This window comes from Aureitalea sp. L0-47 (assembly GCF_026126405.1).
In the GTDB taxonomy this organism is placed as follows: domain Bacteria; phylum Bacteroidota; class Bacteroidia; order Flavobacteriales; family Flavobacteriaceae; genus Pukyongia.
Map to the genome: position 1 here is coordinate 97,482 of NZ_JAFMTQ010000011.1, position 19,935 is coordinate 117,416.

Here is a 19,935-nt window from a genome sequence, read left to right on the forward strand (position 1 = left end):
GGCTATCTATCGTTCCTTCTTAATTTCCGCTGTATCTTGTTAATGGCAGACTCAATAGACTTCTCGGGCTCTATCAGGTTGTAGGGCCCCCAGAAATCGGGGTCTTTGAAGCCAGATACCTCATCGCTCATAATGACTGTGGGTTTCAACCTTTCCCTGTTTCGAAGTCGGGCTTTGGTGGTGTTCACTTCCCAGTCGGTTACGGCCATTTCACTGCTCAGGGTATACACGGAATTAAACAACTTTCCTCGTTTTTTAACCTTAAACGACAGGTCAACATTGCCATAGCCATAGTACCATTTACCATCCTTTTCACGATAGTCCACGCGATACGACGCTCGCAATGGTGTGACATCTATATCCCTGGGCTTCTTTTTTACGAACATCTTATTTGCCTGCCCCTTCATATCGGTAAGGTTCAAACTGTAAATAGCACTGCTTAGGGCCAGGCTTTCCGAATCGATAAAGAGACTGCCGTAGTACCTCGGCACATCGATCTCTTCTTTTTGTTTGAAATTGACTACATAAACAGGTTTGTCATTCACCGTAGATGGAGCCCCAAAACTAAAATCATATTCATCTATCATGATGGGTGTGAAAATGTATTCCGGGTATTTCATGATATCCAGGTATAGCGTAGAATAAGGTCCTCCCTGGAGTTTTAACGCTACGGTATCCAACCTGCGGTAATCGGTGCTTTTCCGCGCCTTATGTAGGCCTATATTGTCTTTTTGAGCCGAAGTATACGGTTGTTTATACACGTTTACCACCGCTTCGGTCAGGGATACATTTCGGTTTCGTTTCTTTATAGTTTCCCGATAGAAAGCTGTCATCACGGCGGCTTGTTTCATATTGTTCTCTTTCTTCTTATCAAATACCGCCCTTACCAAGGCCTTGGCGCTCTTAAAGGTAGAAATATTGATTTGCGATAATTCGGTAACAACCGGAATGAGTTGTATTCTATTTTTTTCTGAAGTGAGCTGGCTTAGAGGAATCCGCTTGGTTTCGTAACCCAGTAATGAGAATACCATTGCATCGATACCGCGATCGTTCGGCACCTTGATTGTAAAAGCACCTTCATCGTTGCTAATACTTCCGAGGTTGGTCTTAGAAAGTTTAATGCTTACGGACACCAGGGGATCGTTCGTTTCGCCGTCAACCACAGTGCCGCTGTATTCGGTGAAGTCCAGTACCTGGGTAATTCCACTGGTTGGTATCATTATATGCAAAACCACGAGAAGTACAGTTGCGAGGGTAATTCGGATTGTCTTCATAGCATTCGGATTTATCCACAGACACTAAGTTGAAATCTGTGGCATCATTGACTTCTAAATTTACGAAAATTAGCAGTTACTATTTGCTTTTCTTAGGTTAATTCAGAATAAAAAAGCGGCAGATCCCTTCTTCATATTTGCAACTTACCCACCGAACCCCTACCTTTTTAAAAACATCAAAAAGGGTATTATGAAAAAGCTACGTAAAGAAGATATCAACCAGGAGGTTTTCGACCTCTACGACGACTACGCTCATAATAAGCTAGGGCGAAGACAATTCATCGAAAAATTGTCGATATATGCGATCGGTGGTTTAACGGTTCCAACACTGCTGAGCTTTATAATGCCTGATTACCTTAATTCTATTTTGGTACCTGCCGATGATCCCAGGCTCTATTCAGATTATATCACCTATCCTTCACCCAAGGGAGGTGGCGATATTAAGGGGTTGCTCTCATATCCCAATGATGCCGAAACACAACTTCCCGGGATCATCGTGGTTCATGAGAACAGAGGTCTGAATCCATATATCGAAGACGTAGGTCGAAGAGCTGCTGTGGAGGGATTCATAAGCCTGGCACCGGATGCGCTTTCACCTTTAGGCGGTTATCCGGGGAACGATGATGATGGGAGAACTATGCAGCGGCAGCGGGATAAGAACGAGATGCTGGAAGACTTCATTGCAGCTTTCAACTTTCTTAAATCTCATGAGAAATGTAACGGCTATATAGGTGTTGTGGGCTTCTGTTTCGGAGGTTGGATCTCGAATATGATGGCGGTGAAATTACCAGATTTGAAAGCAGCCGTTCCTTACTACGGCAGACAACCTTCTGCTGAAGAAACCAGCTCTATAAAAGCACCATTGCTTATTCATTATGCCGAATTGGATAAACGTGTCAATGAAGGTTGGGCTAATTATGAGACAGCGCTTAAAAACAATGGAATTGATTACCAGGTTCACTTTTACCCAGGAGTTAACCATGGATTTCATAACAACTCCACGCCGCGTTTCGATGAAGCCGCTGCGGCATTGTCATGGGAACGCACTATATCATTTTTTAAAGACAAACTGAAATAGTGGTTGACCCATGAATATTAGAATTCTTTCTCTAGCGGTGCTCTTGAGTTTAACCAGTTGTAATAATGACACTTCCATGCCAATATCCATAGATCTCCAGGGCCATCGCGGTTGCCGCGGACTCATGCCTGAAAATACCATTCCGGGTTTCCTTAAAACCCTCGACATTGGGGTAACTACCCTGGAAATGGACCTGGTTATTTCAGCAGATAAACAGGTCGTGGTCTCCCATGAACCTTTTTTCTCTCATGAGATCAGTACAGCGCCAAATGGAGAAGTTATTTCTGAAGAGAACAAGCGAAGCTACAATATGTACCAGATGACCTACGACAGCATTGCAACTTTTGATGTAGGACTGAAACCTCATTCTCGCTTTCCGAAGCAAAAAAAGATGGAGGCAGTGAAACCTCTTTTCTTAGACGTGGTGAAGGAGGTTGAACACTATGTTATTCAGAATGAAATCTCCAAGCCATTTTACAATATTGAGATCAAACGAAATCCAAAATACGACAACATCTATCATCCCAACGGACAAGAATTTGCCGAATTAGTGGTGAGCGCAGTAGCTATGAGTGGAGTAAAAGAACGTGTTGTGATCCAATCTTTTGATCCGGAATCACTACAGATAGTTCGAAAAATAGACCCCGAAATACCTCTGGTTCTGTTGATTGAAAATAAACTAACTCCTGAAAAGAACCTGAAGAAACTGGGATTTACTCCGGCGATCTACAGTCCGGCACACGTCCTGGTAGATGCATCCCTGGTAGAATTCTGTAAGTTGAATAGTATGGAATTGATCCCGTGGACGGTTAACGACAAGGATGAGATGAAGCGATTGATCGACCTTGGGGTTGATGGCATCATTACAGATTACCCGGATATTCTTAATAAGATGTTGGACAATTTAAGCGCCACACGGAAATAGTTATTACCTGCGTCTACGTCTTGATCTGTTGCCGTTCTTAGAGTTTTTAGGGGATGAATTTCCATCATCTCGGGAATTTCTCCGGCCTCGCTGATTTTGAGCTTTATTCGCGAGTTTTTTATCGTTTACTTCCTGAAGTGTTTCAGTTACTTCAAATCCCGGAATTACCTTACTCTCTAATGTTCTTCCCAATAATTTTTCAATTCCCTTTTGGTAATCGAATTCATCTACACTCACAATGGAGATTGCTTCACCCCCGGCTCCTGCCCTTCCGGTTCTTCCAATTCTATGAACATAATCCTCAGGTATATTAGGAAGTTCATAATTGATAACATGAGGAAGTAAAGGAATATCAAGTCCGCGAGCCGCTATATCTGTAGCTACCAAAACCCGGACCGTACCCTTCTTAAAACCTTCCAAAGCCATAGTTCTGGCTCCCTGACTTTTATTTCCGTGAATTGCTTTAGAATGAATTCCAGCCTTACCTAATTTCTGACTCAATCGATTGGCTCCATGCTTGGTACGCGTGAAAACAAGTACCTGTTCCCACCCTCCATCAGTGATCAATTTCGTGACCAGTTTGGTTTTCTTTGACTTGTCGGTTCGATAAACGATCTGATCCACCGTTTCGGCTGTAGTATTCTCCGGGGTAGCTTTTACCATAACCGGGTTTTTCAGGAATTTTCCGGCGAGTTTTTTGATCTCTTTCGAAAAAGTTGCGGAAAATAACAGGTTTTGCCGTTTTACCGGTAACTGGGCAAGTATCTTTTCAATATCCCGTAAAAAACCCATGTCCAGCATACGATCTGCCTCATCCAAAACTAAAACCTCAACATGAGATAATGAAAATACTTTCTGGTTGTGAAGATCCAATAGTCGGCCAGGGGTTGCAACCAGTATGTCCACGCCTTGCTTTAAGGTGCGGATCTGAGGATTGGCATTAACGCCTCCAAATACTACAGTAGTACGAAGGTCTGTAAATTGTCCGTATTGTTTAAAATCATCTGTCACCTGGGCAGCAAGTTCTCGCGTGGGTGTCAATATCAATGATCGAACCCGGCGCCGCTGCATTGGACTTTCCGAAGATAATTTCTGAAGTATAGGTAATGCAAAACCAGCAGTCTTGCCCGTTCCTGTCTGTGCCGAAGCAAGAAGGTCCCGTCCTGATAAAATTTGTGGTATCGCCTTCACCTGAATAGGGGTTGGCTCCGTGTATCCTTTTTTGCTAATAGCTTTTAGCAGGGCAGCGGATAACCCGATTGAATTAAATGACATATAGTATTTTGTGAAAAGACAAAAATCTATTAATGCCATTTCTTTATTAGCTGCAAAGGTACGCTATTTAATTCCATGGCAGCATATCCGGATAGGTAAATCCGTACCCACTTAATTTTAAGTATCTTTCATTCATAGAATAGTAATTAAATGAAATATTTTTTCGCTCTTTGCCTGTCCTTATTTATACTTAATTGCCAGGAGAAACCAACCGAAGCACCCTCAGAGGACGGTAATACCTGGGGCTTTCCCTATTTTGAAAAAGTAGGTGAAGTAAACGAGGTATGTTTTGTGGAAGGTCTGGTAAACTACAAAGGAAAATACTTCCTCTACTATGGTACAGCAGATTCGAAGATCGCAGTGGCAGTGTACGATCCCGGCAGGGAATGAATTACCAATTGAGGCTGTAACGTTCGCAAATAAAACGTACTTAACAGGTAAACAATTAACCTTAGATGAACTATAGACATTACTTTTTCGGTATCATACTGGGTGTTTCAATTGGTGTTTCCCTGGGTGTGGCATTAGACAACATTGGGATTGGAATCGCCATAGGAATGGGTGTAGGTGTGGCCCTCGGAATGGCCTTTGGAACGGTCAATAAGAAGAAAGAAGAAGAAGACGAGGATGAATAAGGCGAATACCAAGCGAATTTCTTTTAGTACTTTTATAGGACTTCCTCTTGGAAGTTCATGAGAAGTATATGGCCAACCAACCTCAGCAAAAGATCTATTACCACATTGTGATCCTGGTGATGGTGATCTTCTTCGCGATCTCTTTTATCACTAATATTCTGAATTCCATCATCATCGATGTGAAGCAGAGTTTCGATCTCAGCCTGAGCCTGGCCGGGCTCCTCCCCTTCTCTTTTTTCATTGCATACGGGGTGATGTCCATCCCTGCAGGATTCCTTTCAGAAAAATACAGCGACAGGACGTTGCTTTCGGTTGCCTTCGGAATTATCATCCTGGCATGTGCTGTGTTCACGATCTTCCCCGGCTATATTGTTTTCAGTCTTAGTTTGTTCTTCCTGGGTTGCAGCATGGCCGTGTTGCAGGTGATCATCAACCCAATGCTACGTGCGGCGGGTGGTGAAGGACATTTTGCCTTTAATTCAGTGCTGGCGCAATTGGTTTTCGGACTGGCATCCTTCGCGAGTCCCTACTTGTACATGTACCTGGTAAATTCCGAAGAAAACAAAGACGTACTTGCCGAAATGCTGCGAGGACTTGTCCCTGCCGAACTACCCTGGGTATCCCTTTATATTGTCTTTGCCATCCTTGGACTTGTATTATTCCTCATTGTAAGAGCCACGCGCTATCCCGAATACACCAAGAAAGAAAGTGAACGTTCCGGTGATCGATCCTCCTATATGAGTTTGCTGAAGAACAAATGGACCCTTCTGTATTTCCTGGGGATTTTTTGCTATGTGGGAACTGAACAAGGCATAGGGAACTGGATCTCGGGGTTTCTTCAGGAATATCATTCCCTGGACCCTCAAACCATTGGGGCCAATACGGTTTCTAAATTTTGGGCAATGCTCACAGTGGGATGTTTGCTCGGATTATTTTTACTGAAAGTATTCGATAGTCGAAAGATATTGATCGGATCGGGAATTGCCACTATCGCCTGTTTGATCCTGGCGGTAACTTCCTCATCAGAAATCGCACTGCTTGCATTTCCTGCCCTGGGCTTCCTGATATCGGTAATGTGGTCCATCATTTTTTCGCTTGGCCTCAATTCGGTTAAGGAGCAGCATGGTTCGCTTTCGGGGATTCTTTGTACCGGGATAGCCGGAGGTGCGGTCATGCCCTTATTGGTTGGCTTCCTCGGAGATATGATCAATCTGAAAATTGGAATACTATTCCTTATCGTCCCTTTACTATTCATCGTTTCCATTGGCTTCTGGGCAAAACCTTTGGTAAATAATACTACCTTTAAACTGCAAAAGAAATCGGAAACATGAATGCAGAATATATAGGAGTAGATCTTGGCGGAACCACTTTCAATGCAGGCCTTGTTCACAGCGGAATGTTATTAGAAGAGACAAGCAGGAAAATTGTTAGTAATGCATCTTCAGAAACCATTCTAACTGTTTTAACCGATGCTATTGAAGAAATTCTCACTGAGGATGTGAAAGGTATTGGCGTTGGGGTTCCCGGGATCGTTGACCCTCAAAACGGTATGATCTACAATATTCAGAATATACCGGCCTGGCAAGAAGTACCGCTGCAACAGATTTTACAGGAAGAATTCAAGGTTCCGGTAGTATTGAACAACGATGCCAACTGTTTTGCACTTGGTGAGAAGCAATTTGGTAAGGGAAAGGAGTTCAGCGATTTCATCGGACTGAGCATAGGTACCGGACTGGGTATGGGAGTTATCATCAATAATTCATTGTACAGCGGTGTGCTATGTGGCGCTGGGGAGATAGGAATGTTACCCTATAAAGAGGGTTTAGTTGAAGAATATACAGGCAGTTTCTTCTTTATCAGAGAATATGGAATTTCGGCCAAAGAAATGCACAAAGAAGCCCTGAATGGTGATCGCAAAGCGATTCGGGCCTTTGAGGAATTCGGGACTCACCTTGGAGAAGCTATCAAAATGATCCTCTTTATGTATGCCCCCCAGGCAATCATAATGGGTGGCTCCATTGCTAAAGCACAGCAATTTTTTGAGAGTTCCATGCATGAATCTATTCGGAAATTTGCCTATCCGAAGCAAATTGAACAATTGAAGATACTAACTTCTTCCCATCCGAACCTACCGATACTAGGGGCTTCAGCCTTGTGCCTGTAAGGTGATTCCTTCACTTGGGAAATCTCTGCCGAGGCAAAGCAAATTTTTTGTATCTTTCTGAATACTAACCAATTATAATCCATTATGAAAGCATTACACTCATGGGTTGTACTGTGTGCTATTTTCCTTTCCTTTCCTTTATTCGCACAGTCTCCGGCTACTTTAGCTGAACTACTCGAACGCAAGAATCAAACCACACACAAATGTGTTACCGCTGTATTCTCTCCAGAGGAGATTGATCTTCTAAGAGCCCATTATGGGCGAAGGACAGACGTGCCTGTTACCCAAATGCGTGTTGGAGGATCGGATATCTTCGGAATTGAGAATTCTAGTGAGACCTATGGAAAATTCAATAAAGGTAATCCTGCGGCCTTTACTCCTATTGCAAACTCCCCTATCACAAATCCGAATTTCGAAGGAGCTGGCGCTGTAAACGGAAATGGTTCCAAGGCCTACGTGGTAGATAACGACAATAATATTTATTCACTAAACCTTATCTCTGGGATTTACACCCTGCTTGGAGCCCTTACGGGAATTCCACCTGGTGAAAGTATCACTGGCCTTGAATTCGACCCCACAGATGGATTGCTCTATGCGTTGTCGACGAATGCTGTTGTTACTACCTTGTTACTCATAAATTTGGTAACCATCGCGGCCACGGTAGTTGGGATAACGGGTATGACACTTGGAATTGCCCTGGCTATAACAGTTACAGGAGCGCTATTTGCCCTGGACATTGATAATGACAGTATATGGAGCATCAACAAACTAACTGGTCTGGCCGTGCTGATCGGAGCAATTGGTTTCGATGCGAATTTCGGACAGGGAATGGCCTTGAGTTATGTAGCCGGAGTGATACTTTTAGCCGCTTTTAATAATACCGTTTTCGATTCGGAACTAAGAATTGTCAACACCGTTACGGGGCTCACGACACTGATTGGGATAATTTATGTTGTAGCTACATCTCAATTTGCGTGGATAGGAAACCCAGACCCTGACCTCTCTGTGGCTGATAATCTCAAACGTTTGTTCAATTTATATCCTAATCCTGCCGGGGATTCGGTCTATATACAGGCTGATGAACGTATAGAAAGCATTTCGATATTTGATATGTTTGGACGAAGGGTAATGTACCAGCCGGTGGATGCACTTACTTCCGAACTGGATATTTCCTACTTAAGCAGTGGACAGTACGTGTGTTCCGCGGTAGTTAATGGTAAATCCGGGATTTACAAGATCGTAAAGCAGTAATTTTTTTCATATACTTCTTTTAGGAGGTAGCCTTTTAGGAGGTTGCCTCTTTTTCATTTCTGAAGAACGGACCTTTGCATGACAGTCGGTTAACTTTTTTTACTATCTTTAAGAGACAACTACACTAAACCAATAATGACAATATGAGTTCATCCGAATATTACTTTGAATTGTCCGCCAATGGAGAGCAAACCTCTTTTGAAATGGTGGACGGAGTCTCAACGGAGCCCGCGTTAAAGCATGCATTACTACCTGGGGACCATCCCTTCAAATACCGACTCCCTTCCCTGCCTAAGTCGGATCGCATCATACTAAAAAAAGGAAAAGCCCAACCAGGCTCCAGGATTATGGAGTGGTTTGGAAGACCAAATGAGGATAATGTGGCTCCGGAAAAATCCCGTGTGATTCTTTGTTTAAAGGATTCCAGCGGTAAGCCCTTGATGGAATGGACGCTTCACAATGCCTATCCTATGAGTCATCATACACAAAAAGTAGATAGTAAGCTTCCCTCTACGGTGATCGATGATCTTGAGGTGGGCTATTCTTTCTACACATTTTCGAAACGATAATTCAACTAAAACAACTAATCATGAGAAGTATTCTTAAGCGAATAAAGCCAGCTTTCGGCTTTGTTCTTATTTCAATCGTATTTATATCCTGCACCCAGGGTCCCACTGATGTTACAGAGGAAATTCGCAAAGCGAACGAAGAATTTATCGCAGCATTTAATGCGAATGACGCCGCAAGATTAACGGCTGTTTATACTTCCGATGCAACCATTCATCCTCCAAATAGTGAGTCTATTTCCGGAAGCGAAGGCATAGAAGCCTATTGGAAAGCAGGTTTTGAAATGGGTATAAATAGTGGTGTTCTTACAACTATCAAAGCCACTGGTTACGGTGATACAGCTGTTGAAGAGGGTACATTCGTGATCAATGCAGTAGACGGTTCCACAATCGACAAAGGCAAATATATTGTCATTTGGAAAAAAGTGGACGGTGTCTGGAAATACGATAAGGATATCTGGAATAGTAGTCAACCTCTACCGGAACCCGAAATGGAGCAGATGGCGGAAGAGTCGGCTTCTGAAGAAGCTGCAGAGTAAGCAGGAAACACATACTCCCGAGCATCTAAGTCGGTATAAAGACAAAGGTCAACGTTGTTATTGCCAACTTTTGGGCTTTCAAATTGCTGCAAAATGCTGCAATTAGTCATATGCTGTTATTGCCCCGTTTCAGGATTCCTGAATGCGTGACCGTTGAAAACCCGAAGTTTTATTAGTATCTTCCACAGCAAAATTTGCTAAAGCCCATATTATGCGATCTATCTTTACCTTACTCCTTTCATTAGTATCAATTTCCACATTTGCACAGCTAAGCTTCATGCACCCGGCTCCGGATGCGCCCATTGCCAACAGGGGTGTAGTTACTCCTATTACAGCTGGCATTGCCTACCAGGGCTATGACGAATCTCAGGCCTATTTTGGTGAAGGTGAATACGAGATATTCCTTGACAATGTTGACGGAATTCTGGACCAGCCCATCATAGTACTGGATGGTTTTGATCCCGGGGATGGCAGGGATATAGCAGGCTTGTATAACAGCCTTAGTTTTGGCGGAGAAAATATGGCTGATATACTGCGAGATGAGGGATATGATATAGTAATTCTGAATGCGCCACAATACAGCACCGGAGGAAAGAATATAGACGGAGGAGCCGATTATATTCAGCGCAACGCCATGGTGTTGGTTGAACTGATCAATGAAATGAACGATCAGAAAGTAGGTGATGCCGAATTGGTAGTTCTTGGCCCAAGTATGGGAGGTTTAATTGCCAGGTACGCTCTGTCTTATATGGAACAAAACAGCCTGGATACTGAAACACGACTTTATATCTCCTTCGATTCGCCGCATCGTGGAGCAAATATTCCGATAAGCCTGCAATACCTAATTAACTATTTAGCTCGAGAGTTCGGCAATGCCGAAGCACTTGCCATCGTTGAGAGCGTACTGAATTCTCCTGCAGCCAAAGAAATGCTGTACGACCATTATTTGAGTCATTTACAAGCCGGTTCCGACTTCCTCCAGGACCCGAACAAACTATTACCCGACGGTGCCCCTAACTTCAGAGACGCCTTTCAATCGGAGTTGGATGCCCTTGGGTTTCCGCAAAATGTGAGGAATGTGGCAATGGTGAATGGGAGTTCGCAAGGCACGACTACCGGGAATCCAGGTATGCTTGTGGTGGATACCACACTGGAGCTAAGTCCGGGTGTAACCGCAGATATAGTGCTCCGTTTCACCCCGGAAGCCGGTTTAACGAATAATGTAACCAGTATGGACAGCTTCCTTATAGGAATTCCGCTAAACAGCTATGCAGCAGATGCTGAGGGCTTTTCGTTTACTGATGGTGTTGATGCCTCTCCAGGAGGTACATCCGTAATTTCTGCCGCACTGGGTGGTGGTGGAGCTACCAACCCTGTGATCGTGGCGTTTATTGACGCATTGAACCAGGATGAATTTTCCTTCATCCCGGTGATCAGCGCTTTGGCGATCGACAATGAAGATGATTGGTTTGAAGCTCCGGACATAGGAGGAATTCACTCCTCCCCTTTTGCGAATACGTTTATCCCATTGGTAAATGAATCTCACGTGGAAGTAACTGCTGCCAGTGCCCAGTTTGCATTGGACGAAATACGCGACGGTTCACTGGGTGTTTCCGAAGTAAACCGCGGTGAGAGATACAGGTTGATGCAGAATCCCGTTGGAAGTGAGATCGTAGTTCAACTAAATAGTTCGGGCGCTTTTGGTAATGTTGAAATGAGCATCTATTCTTTGTCCGGCCAGCAGCTTTTTTCTGAAACTTATCAGAACCCTTCAGGACAAATTCGTATTCCCCAGCAAATGGCCAGTGGGATCTATTTAATGGAGATAAAAGATGAGTTTGGAGCGATCCCATTCAAAATTATCGTTGATTAAAGAACATTCCTTCAGGGTTTATATCGTACTTTTTCTCCTATGACCAGAATTAAGCTTGCAAAACTTCACGGTCGACCCGAGATTTTCCACTCCATACAGGGCGAGGGTAAGAACATGGGGCAACCCAGCGTCTTCATCCGTACTTCCCTTTGCAATTTACATTGTATCTGGTGTGATACCGATTATACCTGGAACTGGGAGAATACACGTTTCAAGCATAATAATGATTCCAGGCTGGGATACAAGAAGTTCAAAATGGAGGAAATGATCCACGAAGCCACCCCGCAGGAGATCGTAGGGATCGTTGAAAAAACCCATTGCAGGAATATCGTTCTCACAGGTGGTGAACCCATGATGCAGCAAAAGGAACTAACAGAACTCATGGCAATGTTCCACAAGAATTCAGGCGATTATTACTTTGAAGTAGAGACCAACGGAACCCTGATACCAGAAGATCCTTTCGACTCCCTGATACACCAGTACAATGTCTCCCCTAAGCTCAGCAATTCCAATAATTCGCGGAAACTGAGAGAGAAACCGGCCGCGCTTTCCTTCTTTGCCCGATCTGCAAAGTCGAATTTCAAATTTGTTATCTCGGAAGAAAAAGACCTCGAGGAGGTGCTGGAAATAATCAAACGATATAACATCTCTCCGGAAACTGTCTATCTCATGCCGGAAGGAATCAATCCTGAACAATTAAAACAGCGGCAAGTGTGGTTGCTGGAGGTATGTAAAAAATATAATTTTAAGTACACGGACCGACTTCACATTCGGATATTTGGTGATAAAAGAGGCGTGTAGACCTGGCGTTGGAGCGGTGACAGCATACAGATATTCAAACTTTAAAATAAATACGACAACTGCCTTATACCTTGTCCATCTTTAAATTGTTAATTTTGATTAAACTTCAGAAATCATGAAAATAAAGATCTCCTCAATCCTTATCCTTGCCATTCTCTCTTTCTCAGTAAAGGCTCAAAGTGGTAAAGAACATATACAATCTGCCAAGAAAGCGTTTACTATCTATAAAATTGATAACAGCAATGCGGCCAAATTTGTTGAAGCAACAGACAATATAGACGCAGCAATAAATGATAGTGAAACTACCAATGAAGCTGCTGTATGGCTACTTCGTGGAGATATCTACAACGAGATCGCTAATCAGAAAGTTATAATTCGTCAGCTTGGTTTCGGAGATGCATCAAAACTTCCAAAACGGCAATACCCTGCTCTCACGGCCCTTGAGGCGTATGTGAAGGCGAAGAAACTAGCACAGAAAAAATACGAGACCAAGGAAGCTGTGAATGGAATACGCACCGTACAGAATAACATTAGTACAACCGGGGTAATGGCTTTCGAGGATGGTGATTATCAGGGCGCTTATCTATTGTTAAGCTCTGTATTGGAAGCGCACACCCTATTGAAAAATGCGGGAGCTGATAGTGCCCTGGATACGGAAGATGAATATAATAATCAAGTATTTATTTCCGGCCTTGCTGCACTTAACGCCAGGATGAATAGCGAAGCGAAAATGCATTTAGAGGAGTTGTATCGAAAGAAATATGAAAAACCTAGCATCTATGAAGCACTTTATAGTATTGCCTCCGCTGATCAAAATACAGATATCAATGATGCCTATAAATACATCGAGGAAGGCAGAAAGTTGTTCCCGGATGATGTGAGCCTACTCTTCGCCGAGATAAATCATTTCCTTAAAACCAACCAGCTGGATGAACTGGTAGCAAAGCTTAAGTCGGCTATTGAAAAAGAACCGGAGAATGTTTCTTTGTACGTCACCCTGGGAAATGTATATGATGGTTTATATCAACAGGAGGCGCAAGGTGGCGACCCTGACATGCAGAACTTATACTTCAGCAACGCACTGGATTATTATAAACAGGGTATTGCGAAAGATCCGGAAAATGCCATGGCCACCTACAGTATCGGCGCTCTTTATTTCAACAAGGCCGCTATGGAATCGAAAGTTTTAATGGTATTAGCTGATGATTTCTCTTCGGAAGGCGTAAAAAAATATGAAAAGAAAGAAGCGGAGATCATGGCACTTTTTGATAAAGCTATGCCTTATTTTCAGCGAGCAGAACATCTTAATCCGAACGACATAAGCACCCTTATGGCTTTAAAAGAGATTTACGCAAGGAAAGAGGATTTTGCGAAAATGAAGATATTTAACGACAGACTGCAGGTGGTTCAGCAAGGCGGAACCAACAGCACTCCCTATTTCAGTAATTAGCCTGGTTAGATAGTCAAGCAATTACCCCTTTTCAATATGATATTAAAAAAATCACTACCTTCACTATTGTAAAAACTCTCAATATGGTCCTCAAAATGAGGTTGAAACGGGATTCGTCAAAGTAACCTGAATGAAGTTGATTGTTAGGGCAAGACCGATGATTCGAATGGCAGAGGCCATGGAGAAAATTTGATTAGTACAATCGGAACTTAAGTCTAATTTAAAATAAACTACCATTATGAGTACAATTACCAGAGTATTTGCTGTAATGTTCATCCTATGTATGACATTCACGGCACAAGCCCAGATAGAGCTGGGTGTTATAGGGGGTTTCAACGGAACTTCAGTTGATTTTGATCCCGGAAATAAATTAAATACAAATACAAGGCTGGACTTTGGTGGAGGTGCTGTAGCTAACTTCCCAATAGAAGGTACTTTCAGTATTCATGCCCAAGCCATGTACCTGAGAAAAGGTACTAATTACAGAAAAGAAGGCGTCCCCGGTGAGATCGAGGCGGTCATTGGCGCTATTGAGGTGCCGGTCTTCGCACGATTTACATTCGATGCCGGAAATGTACATCCGTATATCATGGCGGGACCTAGTGTAGCTTTCAATATGAGTGCAGATCAAACTGCCGACTTTATCGCTTCTGCCGATGAGGACATTAGCGATGATCTTAAGTCGATCGACGTATCCTGGGGTGCTGGTCTTGGACTCGCTTTTCCTGTTGGGGACGGAGGCACTAAGATCTTTCTTCAAGGAACTTTCCTTCAAGGTGTAACAGACCTGAAGGAGGACGACTCCGACTTCGATGATTCTATCTACACTAGAGGTGTTCAGCTAATGGCTGGTGTTACTTTCCCACTAGGTGGCGGAGGTGGTGGCGATATGGATGATATGGGCGATGAAGAATAAAACCACACTCACATAATTTATAGGCCTCACCATTTGGTGGGGCTTTTTTGATTGTAAAGTTAGAATGTTGGTATAACTACGTTATTAGTATCGCTGCGCTCTTGGAATTTTAGATTTCCAGAAAACTCACTTCTGACTTTAGACTTTCAACTTTTGACACCAAACACCGGACATCGGACATCGGACACCGGACAATATGTTGATTCGTTGATTTGTTTAGTCTGTGCTTCCGACTTCGGACTTTAAACGTTGGTATATTGGTATCACTAAGTTATTGGTAACGCTTCGCTCTTGGAATTTTAGATTGTTAAAATCATGACAGTGGACAAAATGCTGATTTGTGGATTTGTGGATTTGAAAAGTCCGGCATCCGACTTCTCACTACTAACTACTAACTACTAACTACTAACTACTAACTACTAACTACTAACTTCTAACTTCTAACTTCTAACACCGTACATCTATCAAACAAAAAAGCTCAGCTATCGCTTCAGAAACAAACAATTACAAGGTGTAAACAAACCTGAAGGTCACGAACCTTGGCTGTATAAAGGTTTCAGAAGAAAACACAGAGATATTATTAGCACTGTTCCTAACCTGGGAATCAATATTCAGAATATTGGTGGCCTGAAGTTCATACTCCCATTTCGCATCCCGGTTCTTGCGGTAAGAAAGCGTAGCATCCCAATTCTGAAACGACTGTGATTCCCCGTTCCCAAGATCCTGGTTGGTATACGTATAATTACTTCTGAAGGTGACTTTCTTCCAGATATAGGCGTCGAATTCAATGGAAGGTGCATTGGTGATAAAAGTCGTCTTTCGATCCCCCTGGTTGTTATCAGTAACACTGTATCGATAACGAACATTGATATTCGGTGCTACCCTGAAATTGGTACGGATCCCAGGCGTATACGTCTGGGTAAAGCCTTCGTTCAGCGACTGATTACCCTGTATGAACTGGTTGATCTTGCTATAATTGAAACTAGCATTCAAGCTTGTACGCACCTTTCCGAAGGTCTTTTGAATACGACCGAATACACTTACGTTCTCATCGGCAAAATTCGAGTTAAAAAAGGTACTTGTTCGAATTACACTCTCGAAATTTGTAAGGCTTCGTATCTGGTCTATATTACTCGTATAAGCCGCCCTGGCAAACACATTGGTATAGTTAAACAGGTTGAAACTACTGTAAAAGAGACTTAGATTGTGCGATAAGGCATTTTGAAGATCGGGTTCCCCAAACTGTATGCTGTTGTAGTTGTTAAGCACGAGTCCCTGTGCAAGGCGCGTAACATCCGTAAACTGATTCCTCATCTCGTACCTGAACGTGAGCTGCTCACTTTTCTTAAACTGAATACGTGTTTCGAAGTCGGGCAGCACACGGAAGAAATTATCCTCGAATTCCTCCCCGAACTGGATATTCCGGTTTCCATAGGCGTGTACCGAAAACCCCGGCGTTATCGTGAATTTTCCAAACTTAGCGCGATAATGCGCTCCCAGGTACACATCACTGAAATTATATTCGGTGTCATTGATCGCCAGTCCGTTGTTAATGATGGGGGTAGGATCAAAAATAGATCCGTTTTCCAGGTACTGGAAGATGTTCGAATTGAATTGCTGTCTGCTCAAAATGGTCCCCAGGGTAAAATTCAGGTTACTTCGCGCATTCAACACGTAGTAGTGATCCAGCTTGGCATCTAGTTGGTTGGACTTGATCCGTCGATTCTGACCAAGATCGTAGTTCTGTAAGGTTGTATTTAGACCCAATGCTTCCGCCGTGGTATCGAAGGCGTCCTCACCGTCAGGATCGTTCACCAGGAGTGCATTGTAAAAAGGATCTTCGTCCTTGATAAGGTGTGTTGCCTCAAAGGCGAAGATGTTCTTTTCATTCAGGGTGTAGTAATAATTCAGGTTTTGATTTATACTGAAAGGAGTCACCTCATCCACCTGATCCGTATTCCCGATCACGGAAGAGAACAGGCTCTGAACCTGTGAATCTTTCGAGATTCTACCCAGAACATCGTAATCTAACTGATTACTTAGGTTAGGTTGAAAGGACAGGCTGAGTTTCACCAAACCCTGGTCCGATCGTTCCCTACTTCGCTGATCGGTGGCCTCATCAGGGATTCCAAGGCTGGCGTCGGTATATTGAACAAGACTGGTTTCCCTGGAAAGGACACGGCTGCTGTTGAAGATGGCAAAACCGCTTAGGTCCAGGTTTTGTTTAGGTGAATAACTGAAATTGGCCGTAGCCAGTTGATTTTCTATCTCGAGGGCATTCCCCTGACTGGTTAAGAAATTCAGACTATTGTCACCCAGATTTATGTTCGTTCCACTGCTCCTGCTGGGTGCCCTGAAGCCTCCACCAAGATTTCGTATATCCCGTCGGTTAAGGGCCACTTCCCCCGTATTGTTTAAGTCACCAATGAAGTTGATGCTGTACTTCGGACTATAATAAAACAGCTTCGGTTGAAGCAAATACAATTCATCGTCTGGTGATGCACCGGCTCCTGCCGTCACATTTCCAAACCAGAAATTTTCCTTCCCCTCTTTTAACTTGATATTGAGAGCTACGTTGTCCTGGTTGTTCCTAACGCCGCTTAGCTGGCCTACTTCAGAATAATTCCGAAGAACCTGCACCTTATCCACCGCGTTGGATGGGATGTTCTCTGTGGCTAATTTGGTATCGCCGTCGAAAAAATCCTTGCCGTTTACCATCAATTTATTAACGACCTTCCCCTCTACTTCCACCTGACCATCCTCGTTGATCTCAACTCCCGGAAGATTCTCGAGTACATCACCAAGCTTACGTTCGGTCCCGGTATTAAATGAATCCGCATTGTAAACCAAGGTGTCTCCACGTACACTCACCGGCATCTCATATACGATCTCTACCTCGTCCAGGGTATTGTCTGCAAACAGCGTGTAGTCCCTGGTAATATCCGTTTCTTCGGTGGAAAGTGTTTCCTGGATGTTCTTCAAACCTATATAGCTTACCTGCATATTATAGGTTTCATTGGCTTTAAGTTTTAGGGTATACTCTCCCCTGGGATTCGTAATAGCATAGGATTCAAGGCTATTTGTAGCCTTATTCATTGCAACAACATTCGCCAATTCCAGCGGATTGTTAAGGCTGTCTTTCACAACGCCTTTCAGAGTGACCTGGGCAAACGAATTACATACTGCCATTAGCAGAATTAGGCTAAAGAATTTTTTCATGAGATGTGAAAGCTAGGAGTTGTGAAAATAGCGCATTGAGAAATCATTAGTTTCTTCTTCGGCCGCGGTTGTCGCGCATTTCCTTCATCTTGCTACGGATGGTGGACTGATAATCCGTTTTTGTGATCTCTTTGCCTTTGTCCGGAGCTTCAATTTTGATGGTCTCTTCAGGATTCATGACAATCTTAGAGCAAAGCATGGTGGTATTTCCAGCGCTTACTTCCAGGATCAGACCGGGTAGCCCCCAATATTCACCTGGCCCATGACTTACAGGAACCTGCAGCGTGTACCAGGCTTCTACTTCAGTCATTGGAATGGCGGGTGCCTCATTCGACGCATCGGCCGTGTCACTTGCTTCCTCTCTTCGCAGGTCGCCCCAGGAAAAGTCGTACCAGGCAAGCTCATCTGTAGGGATGGAAGCCGTTGCTTTAAAGCAGGTATACTGCCCTATTTGTTTTGATTCTGAACCCATCTTCCAATCGATCGCCTGTAGTTTATCTTTAACCAGGAATTTCTTTCCGTAGAACTCCTGACTCTGTACAAGCAGATTTTCCTTTACATTTTTATACTGATCTCCTCGCGAGAAATTATTTCCCCAGGAATCCGTAGCACCAGCGATGGCGTCTACCTGGTCCTCCTCCTTAAACATGGATTCCGTTTTGTTGAAGGTAAGCACATAAGTTTTATTGAGTCGGTTCTTAAGTCGCTCATACACCTGCTTTTTCTGAGCTTCACTCATACGAGCTCCCCAGTTACCCAGTTCCATTTTAGATTTTGAATAGTAGTATGCTTTTCCCTGGAAATCATCGTTAGCAGGCGTGAAAGATGCCAGCAAAACAAAGCAGATTGCTAGTGATAAACCGAATAGTGACTTCATGATGAGATGGTTACGATTAATTTGTTGAACGAAAATAAGCAAACATTAGACGGCGATAATCGTATTTGTAAAAACCTTAACATTCGGTGGACGGAATATGTTAGTATCACTTCGTTCTTAGTATCGCTGCGCTATTAGTATCACTACGTTCTCAGTATCGCTTCGCTCTTGGTATTTTAGATTGTTAGAGTCTTGACATCGGACAAAAACTGTTGATTCGTTGATGCGTTGATTTGTGAATTTGTGGATTTGTGGATATGGAAGGTCCGACTTCCGACTTCCGACTTCCGACTTCTGACTTCTGACTTCTGACTTCTAACCTCTAACTTCTAACCTCTAACTTCTCGCCATAAATTGACCAATATCATTGACAAATAGAAGATCATTATCTAACTTATTCGATTGCGCAAAACGCTTATAAATGCGAAGAAAATAGTAACCGATAAACGCTGTATTATGAACAAAGAACATCCTAACATTGCAATAGTTAAGAAATTTGATCCTAACAACATAGACACAGCAACAGACGTGCTGGCCGGAAATGCCGAGTTCCATTTTTTTAATCCACTACTGCCCGAAATAAAAGGGACCTACGTTGGATTGGAAGGTTTCCGGGACTTCTTCCAAAAAATGGGAGAAATATGCCATAAATGCTTTAATGTGAACCCGGTTTCCATCACTGCTATTGGAGATGAACTGGTGGTGGTACACAGTAAGAACGAAATGATCCTGGATGACCGCGAACTAGAAGTTGACGCAGTCATCGTATGGCGCATCGTGGAAGGCAAGATCTCTGAGGTATGGGACATCCCTTCTATTCACCCAACGAAAGTGAGAGAGTTAGTAGTTTAGTATCGCTTCACTCTTAGTATTTTTGTATCGTGTCACTCTTAGTATTCTAGATTGTTAGAGTCTCTTGACACCGGACACAGGACAACTGACACCCGACAACAAAAAGTTGATTCGTTGAAGTGGTAATCTATGCATTGTCATTCCAAGTGTTTACCCTGAGCGTAGTTGAAGGGCAGCGAGGAATCTACATCGAAAAACTTTAAATTACAAGCATCAATTCTCAAATAACTCCCAATGACC

General features: G+C 43.3%; 18 protein-coding genes. 14 read left to right on the forward strand and 4 right to left on the reverse strand.

Annotation, left to right across the window (positions count from 1 at the left end; genetic code table 11):
- Positions 1 to 2: 2 nt before the first annotated feature.
- Positions 3 to 1,274 (reverse strand): carboxypeptidase-like regulatory domain-containing protein, encoded by a 1,272-nt coding sequence (locus J1N09_RS11360; protein ID WP_265200332.1) that lies wholly within the window; start codon positions 1,272 to 1,274, stop codon positions 3 to 5.
- 190 nt (positions 1,275 to 1,464) lie between these two features.
- On the opposite strand from J1N09_RS11360, the gene J1N09_RS11365 reads away from it, so the two are divergent.
- The gene (locus J1N09_RS11365) at positions 1,465 to 2,352 is read left to right on the forward strand and encodes a dienelactone hydrolase family protein (RefSeq protein WP_265200333.1); all 888 of its coding nucleotides are present in this window, start codon (positions 1,465 to 1,467) and stop codon (positions 2,350 to 2,352) included.
- A 10-nt stretch (positions 2,353 to 2,362) separates the two neighbouring features.
- Entirely contained in the window at positions 2,363 to 3,277 is a 915-nt protein-coding gene (locus J1N09_RS11370; protein ID WP_265200335.1) for a glycerophosphodiester phosphodiesterase, read from the forward strand.
- Positions 3,278 to 3,280: 3 nt separating this feature from the next.
- Here the strand turns inward: J1N09_RS11370 and J1N09_RS11375 are convergent, their stop codons facing one another.
- Positions 3,281 to 4,552 carry a DEAD/DEAH box helicase gene (locus J1N09_RS11375; RefSeq protein WP_265200336.1) on the reverse strand — a complete coding sequence of 424 codons (1,272 nt, stop codon included), beginning with the start codon at positions 4,550 to 4,552 and terminating at the stop codon, positions 3,281 to 3,283.
- Positions 4,553 to 4,702: 150 nt separating this feature from the next.
- On the opposite strand from J1N09_RS11375, the gene J1N09_RS11380 reads away from it, so the two are divergent.
- The 11 genes from J1N09_RS11380 (at position 4,703) to J1N09_RS11430 (ending at position 14,747) form a co-directional block, all read left to right on the forward strand.
- The gene (locus J1N09_RS11380; RefSeq protein ID WP_265200337.1) at positions 4,703 to 4,942 is read left to right on the forward strand and encodes a hypothetical protein; all 240 of its coding nucleotides are present in this window, start codon (positions 4,703 to 4,705) and stop codon (positions 4,940 to 4,942) included.
- A 65-nt stretch (positions 4,943 to 5,007) separates the two neighbouring features.
- Complete coding sequence (locus tag J1N09_RS11385) at positions 5,008 to 5,187, forward strand: hypothetical protein (protein ID WP_265200338.1); 180 nt, start codon at positions 5,008 to 5,010, stop codon at positions 5,185 to 5,187.
- 68 nt (positions 5,188 to 5,255) lie between these two features.
- Positions 5,256 to 6,518, forward strand: a complete 1,263-nt coding sequence (locus tag J1N09_RS11390) for an MFS transporter (protein WP_265200339.1) — start codon at positions 5,256 to 5,258, stop codon at positions 6,516 to 6,518.
- Complete coding sequence (locus J1N09_RS11395) at positions 6,515 to 7,351, forward strand: ROK family protein (protein ID WP_265200340.1); 837 nt, start codon at positions 6,515 to 6,517, stop codon at positions 7,349 to 7,351. Before J1N09_RS11390 ends, J1N09_RS11395 begins: the two co-directional genes overlap by 4 nt.
- An 84-nt stretch (positions 7,352 to 7,435) precedes the next feature.
- Positions 7,436 to 8,602, forward strand: a complete 1,167-nt coding sequence (locus J1N09_RS11400; protein WP_265200341.1) for a T9SS type A sorting domain-containing protein — start codon at positions 7,436 to 7,438, stop codon at positions 8,600 to 8,602.
- A gap of 143 nt (positions 8,603 to 8,745) precedes the next feature.
- On the forward strand, positions 8,746 to 9,171 hold the full coding sequence (locus J1N09_RS11405; RefSeq protein WP_265200342.1) for a phage tail protein: 426 nt from the start codon (positions 8,746 to 8,748) through the stop codon (positions 9,169 to 9,171).
- Between the two features lie 20 nt (positions 9,172 to 9,191).
- Positions 9,192 to 9,707, forward strand: coding sequence for a YybH family protein (locus J1N09_RS11410; protein ID WP_265200343.1), 516 nt, complete (start codon positions 9,192 to 9,194; stop codon positions 9,705 to 9,707).
- A gap of 211 nt (positions 9,708 to 9,918) precedes the next feature.
- Positions 9,919 to 11,580, forward strand: a complete 1,662-nt coding sequence (locus tag J1N09_RS11415; protein WP_265200344.1) for a T9SS type A sorting domain-containing protein — start codon at positions 9,919 to 9,921, stop codon at positions 11,578 to 11,580.
- Positions 11,581 to 11,619: 39 nt separating this feature from the next.
- Positions 11,620 to 12,381: a 7-carboxy-7-deazaguanine synthase QueE gene (locus tag J1N09_RS11420; RefSeq protein WP_265200345.1), complete on the forward strand. Its 762-nt coding sequence runs from the start codon at positions 11,620 to 11,622 to the stop codon at positions 12,379 to 12,381.
- 115 nt (positions 12,382 to 12,496) lie between these two features.
- Entirely contained in the window at positions 12,497 to 13,831 is a 1,335-nt protein-coding gene (locus tag J1N09_RS11425) for a hypothetical protein (RefSeq protein ID WP_265200346.1), read from the forward strand.
- Between the two features lie 238 nt (positions 13,832 to 14,069).
- Entirely contained in the window at positions 14,070 to 14,747 is a 678-nt protein-coding gene (locus J1N09_RS11430) for a porin family protein (RefSeq protein WP_265200347.1), read from the forward strand.
- A gap of 504 nt (positions 14,748 to 15,251) precedes the next feature.
- Here the strand turns inward: J1N09_RS11430 and J1N09_RS11435 are convergent.
- Both J1N09_RS11435 and J1N09_RS11440 read right to left on the reverse strand, forming a co-directional pair.
- Positions 15,252 to 17,966 carry a TonB-dependent receptor gene (locus tag J1N09_RS11435; RefSeq protein WP_265200348.1) on the reverse strand — a complete coding sequence of 905 codons (2,715 nt, stop codon included), beginning with the start codon at positions 17,964 to 17,966 and terminating at the stop codon, positions 15,252 to 15,254.
- 46 nt (positions 17,967 to 18,012) lie between these two features.
- The gene (locus J1N09_RS11440; protein WP_265200349.1) at positions 18,013 to 18,843 is read right to left on the reverse strand and encodes a GLPGLI family protein; all 831 of its coding nucleotides are present in this window, start codon (positions 18,841 to 18,843) and stop codon (positions 18,013 to 18,015) included.
- 456 nt (positions 18,844 to 19,299) lie between these two features.
- On the opposite strand from J1N09_RS11440, the gene J1N09_RS11445 reads away from it, so the two are divergent.
- Positions 19,300 to 19,695, forward strand: coding sequence for a nuclear transport factor 2 family protein (locus J1N09_RS11445; protein WP_265200350.1), 396 nt, complete (start codon positions 19,300 to 19,302; stop codon positions 19,693 to 19,695).
- Positions 19,696 to 19,935 lie beyond the last annotated feature (240 nt).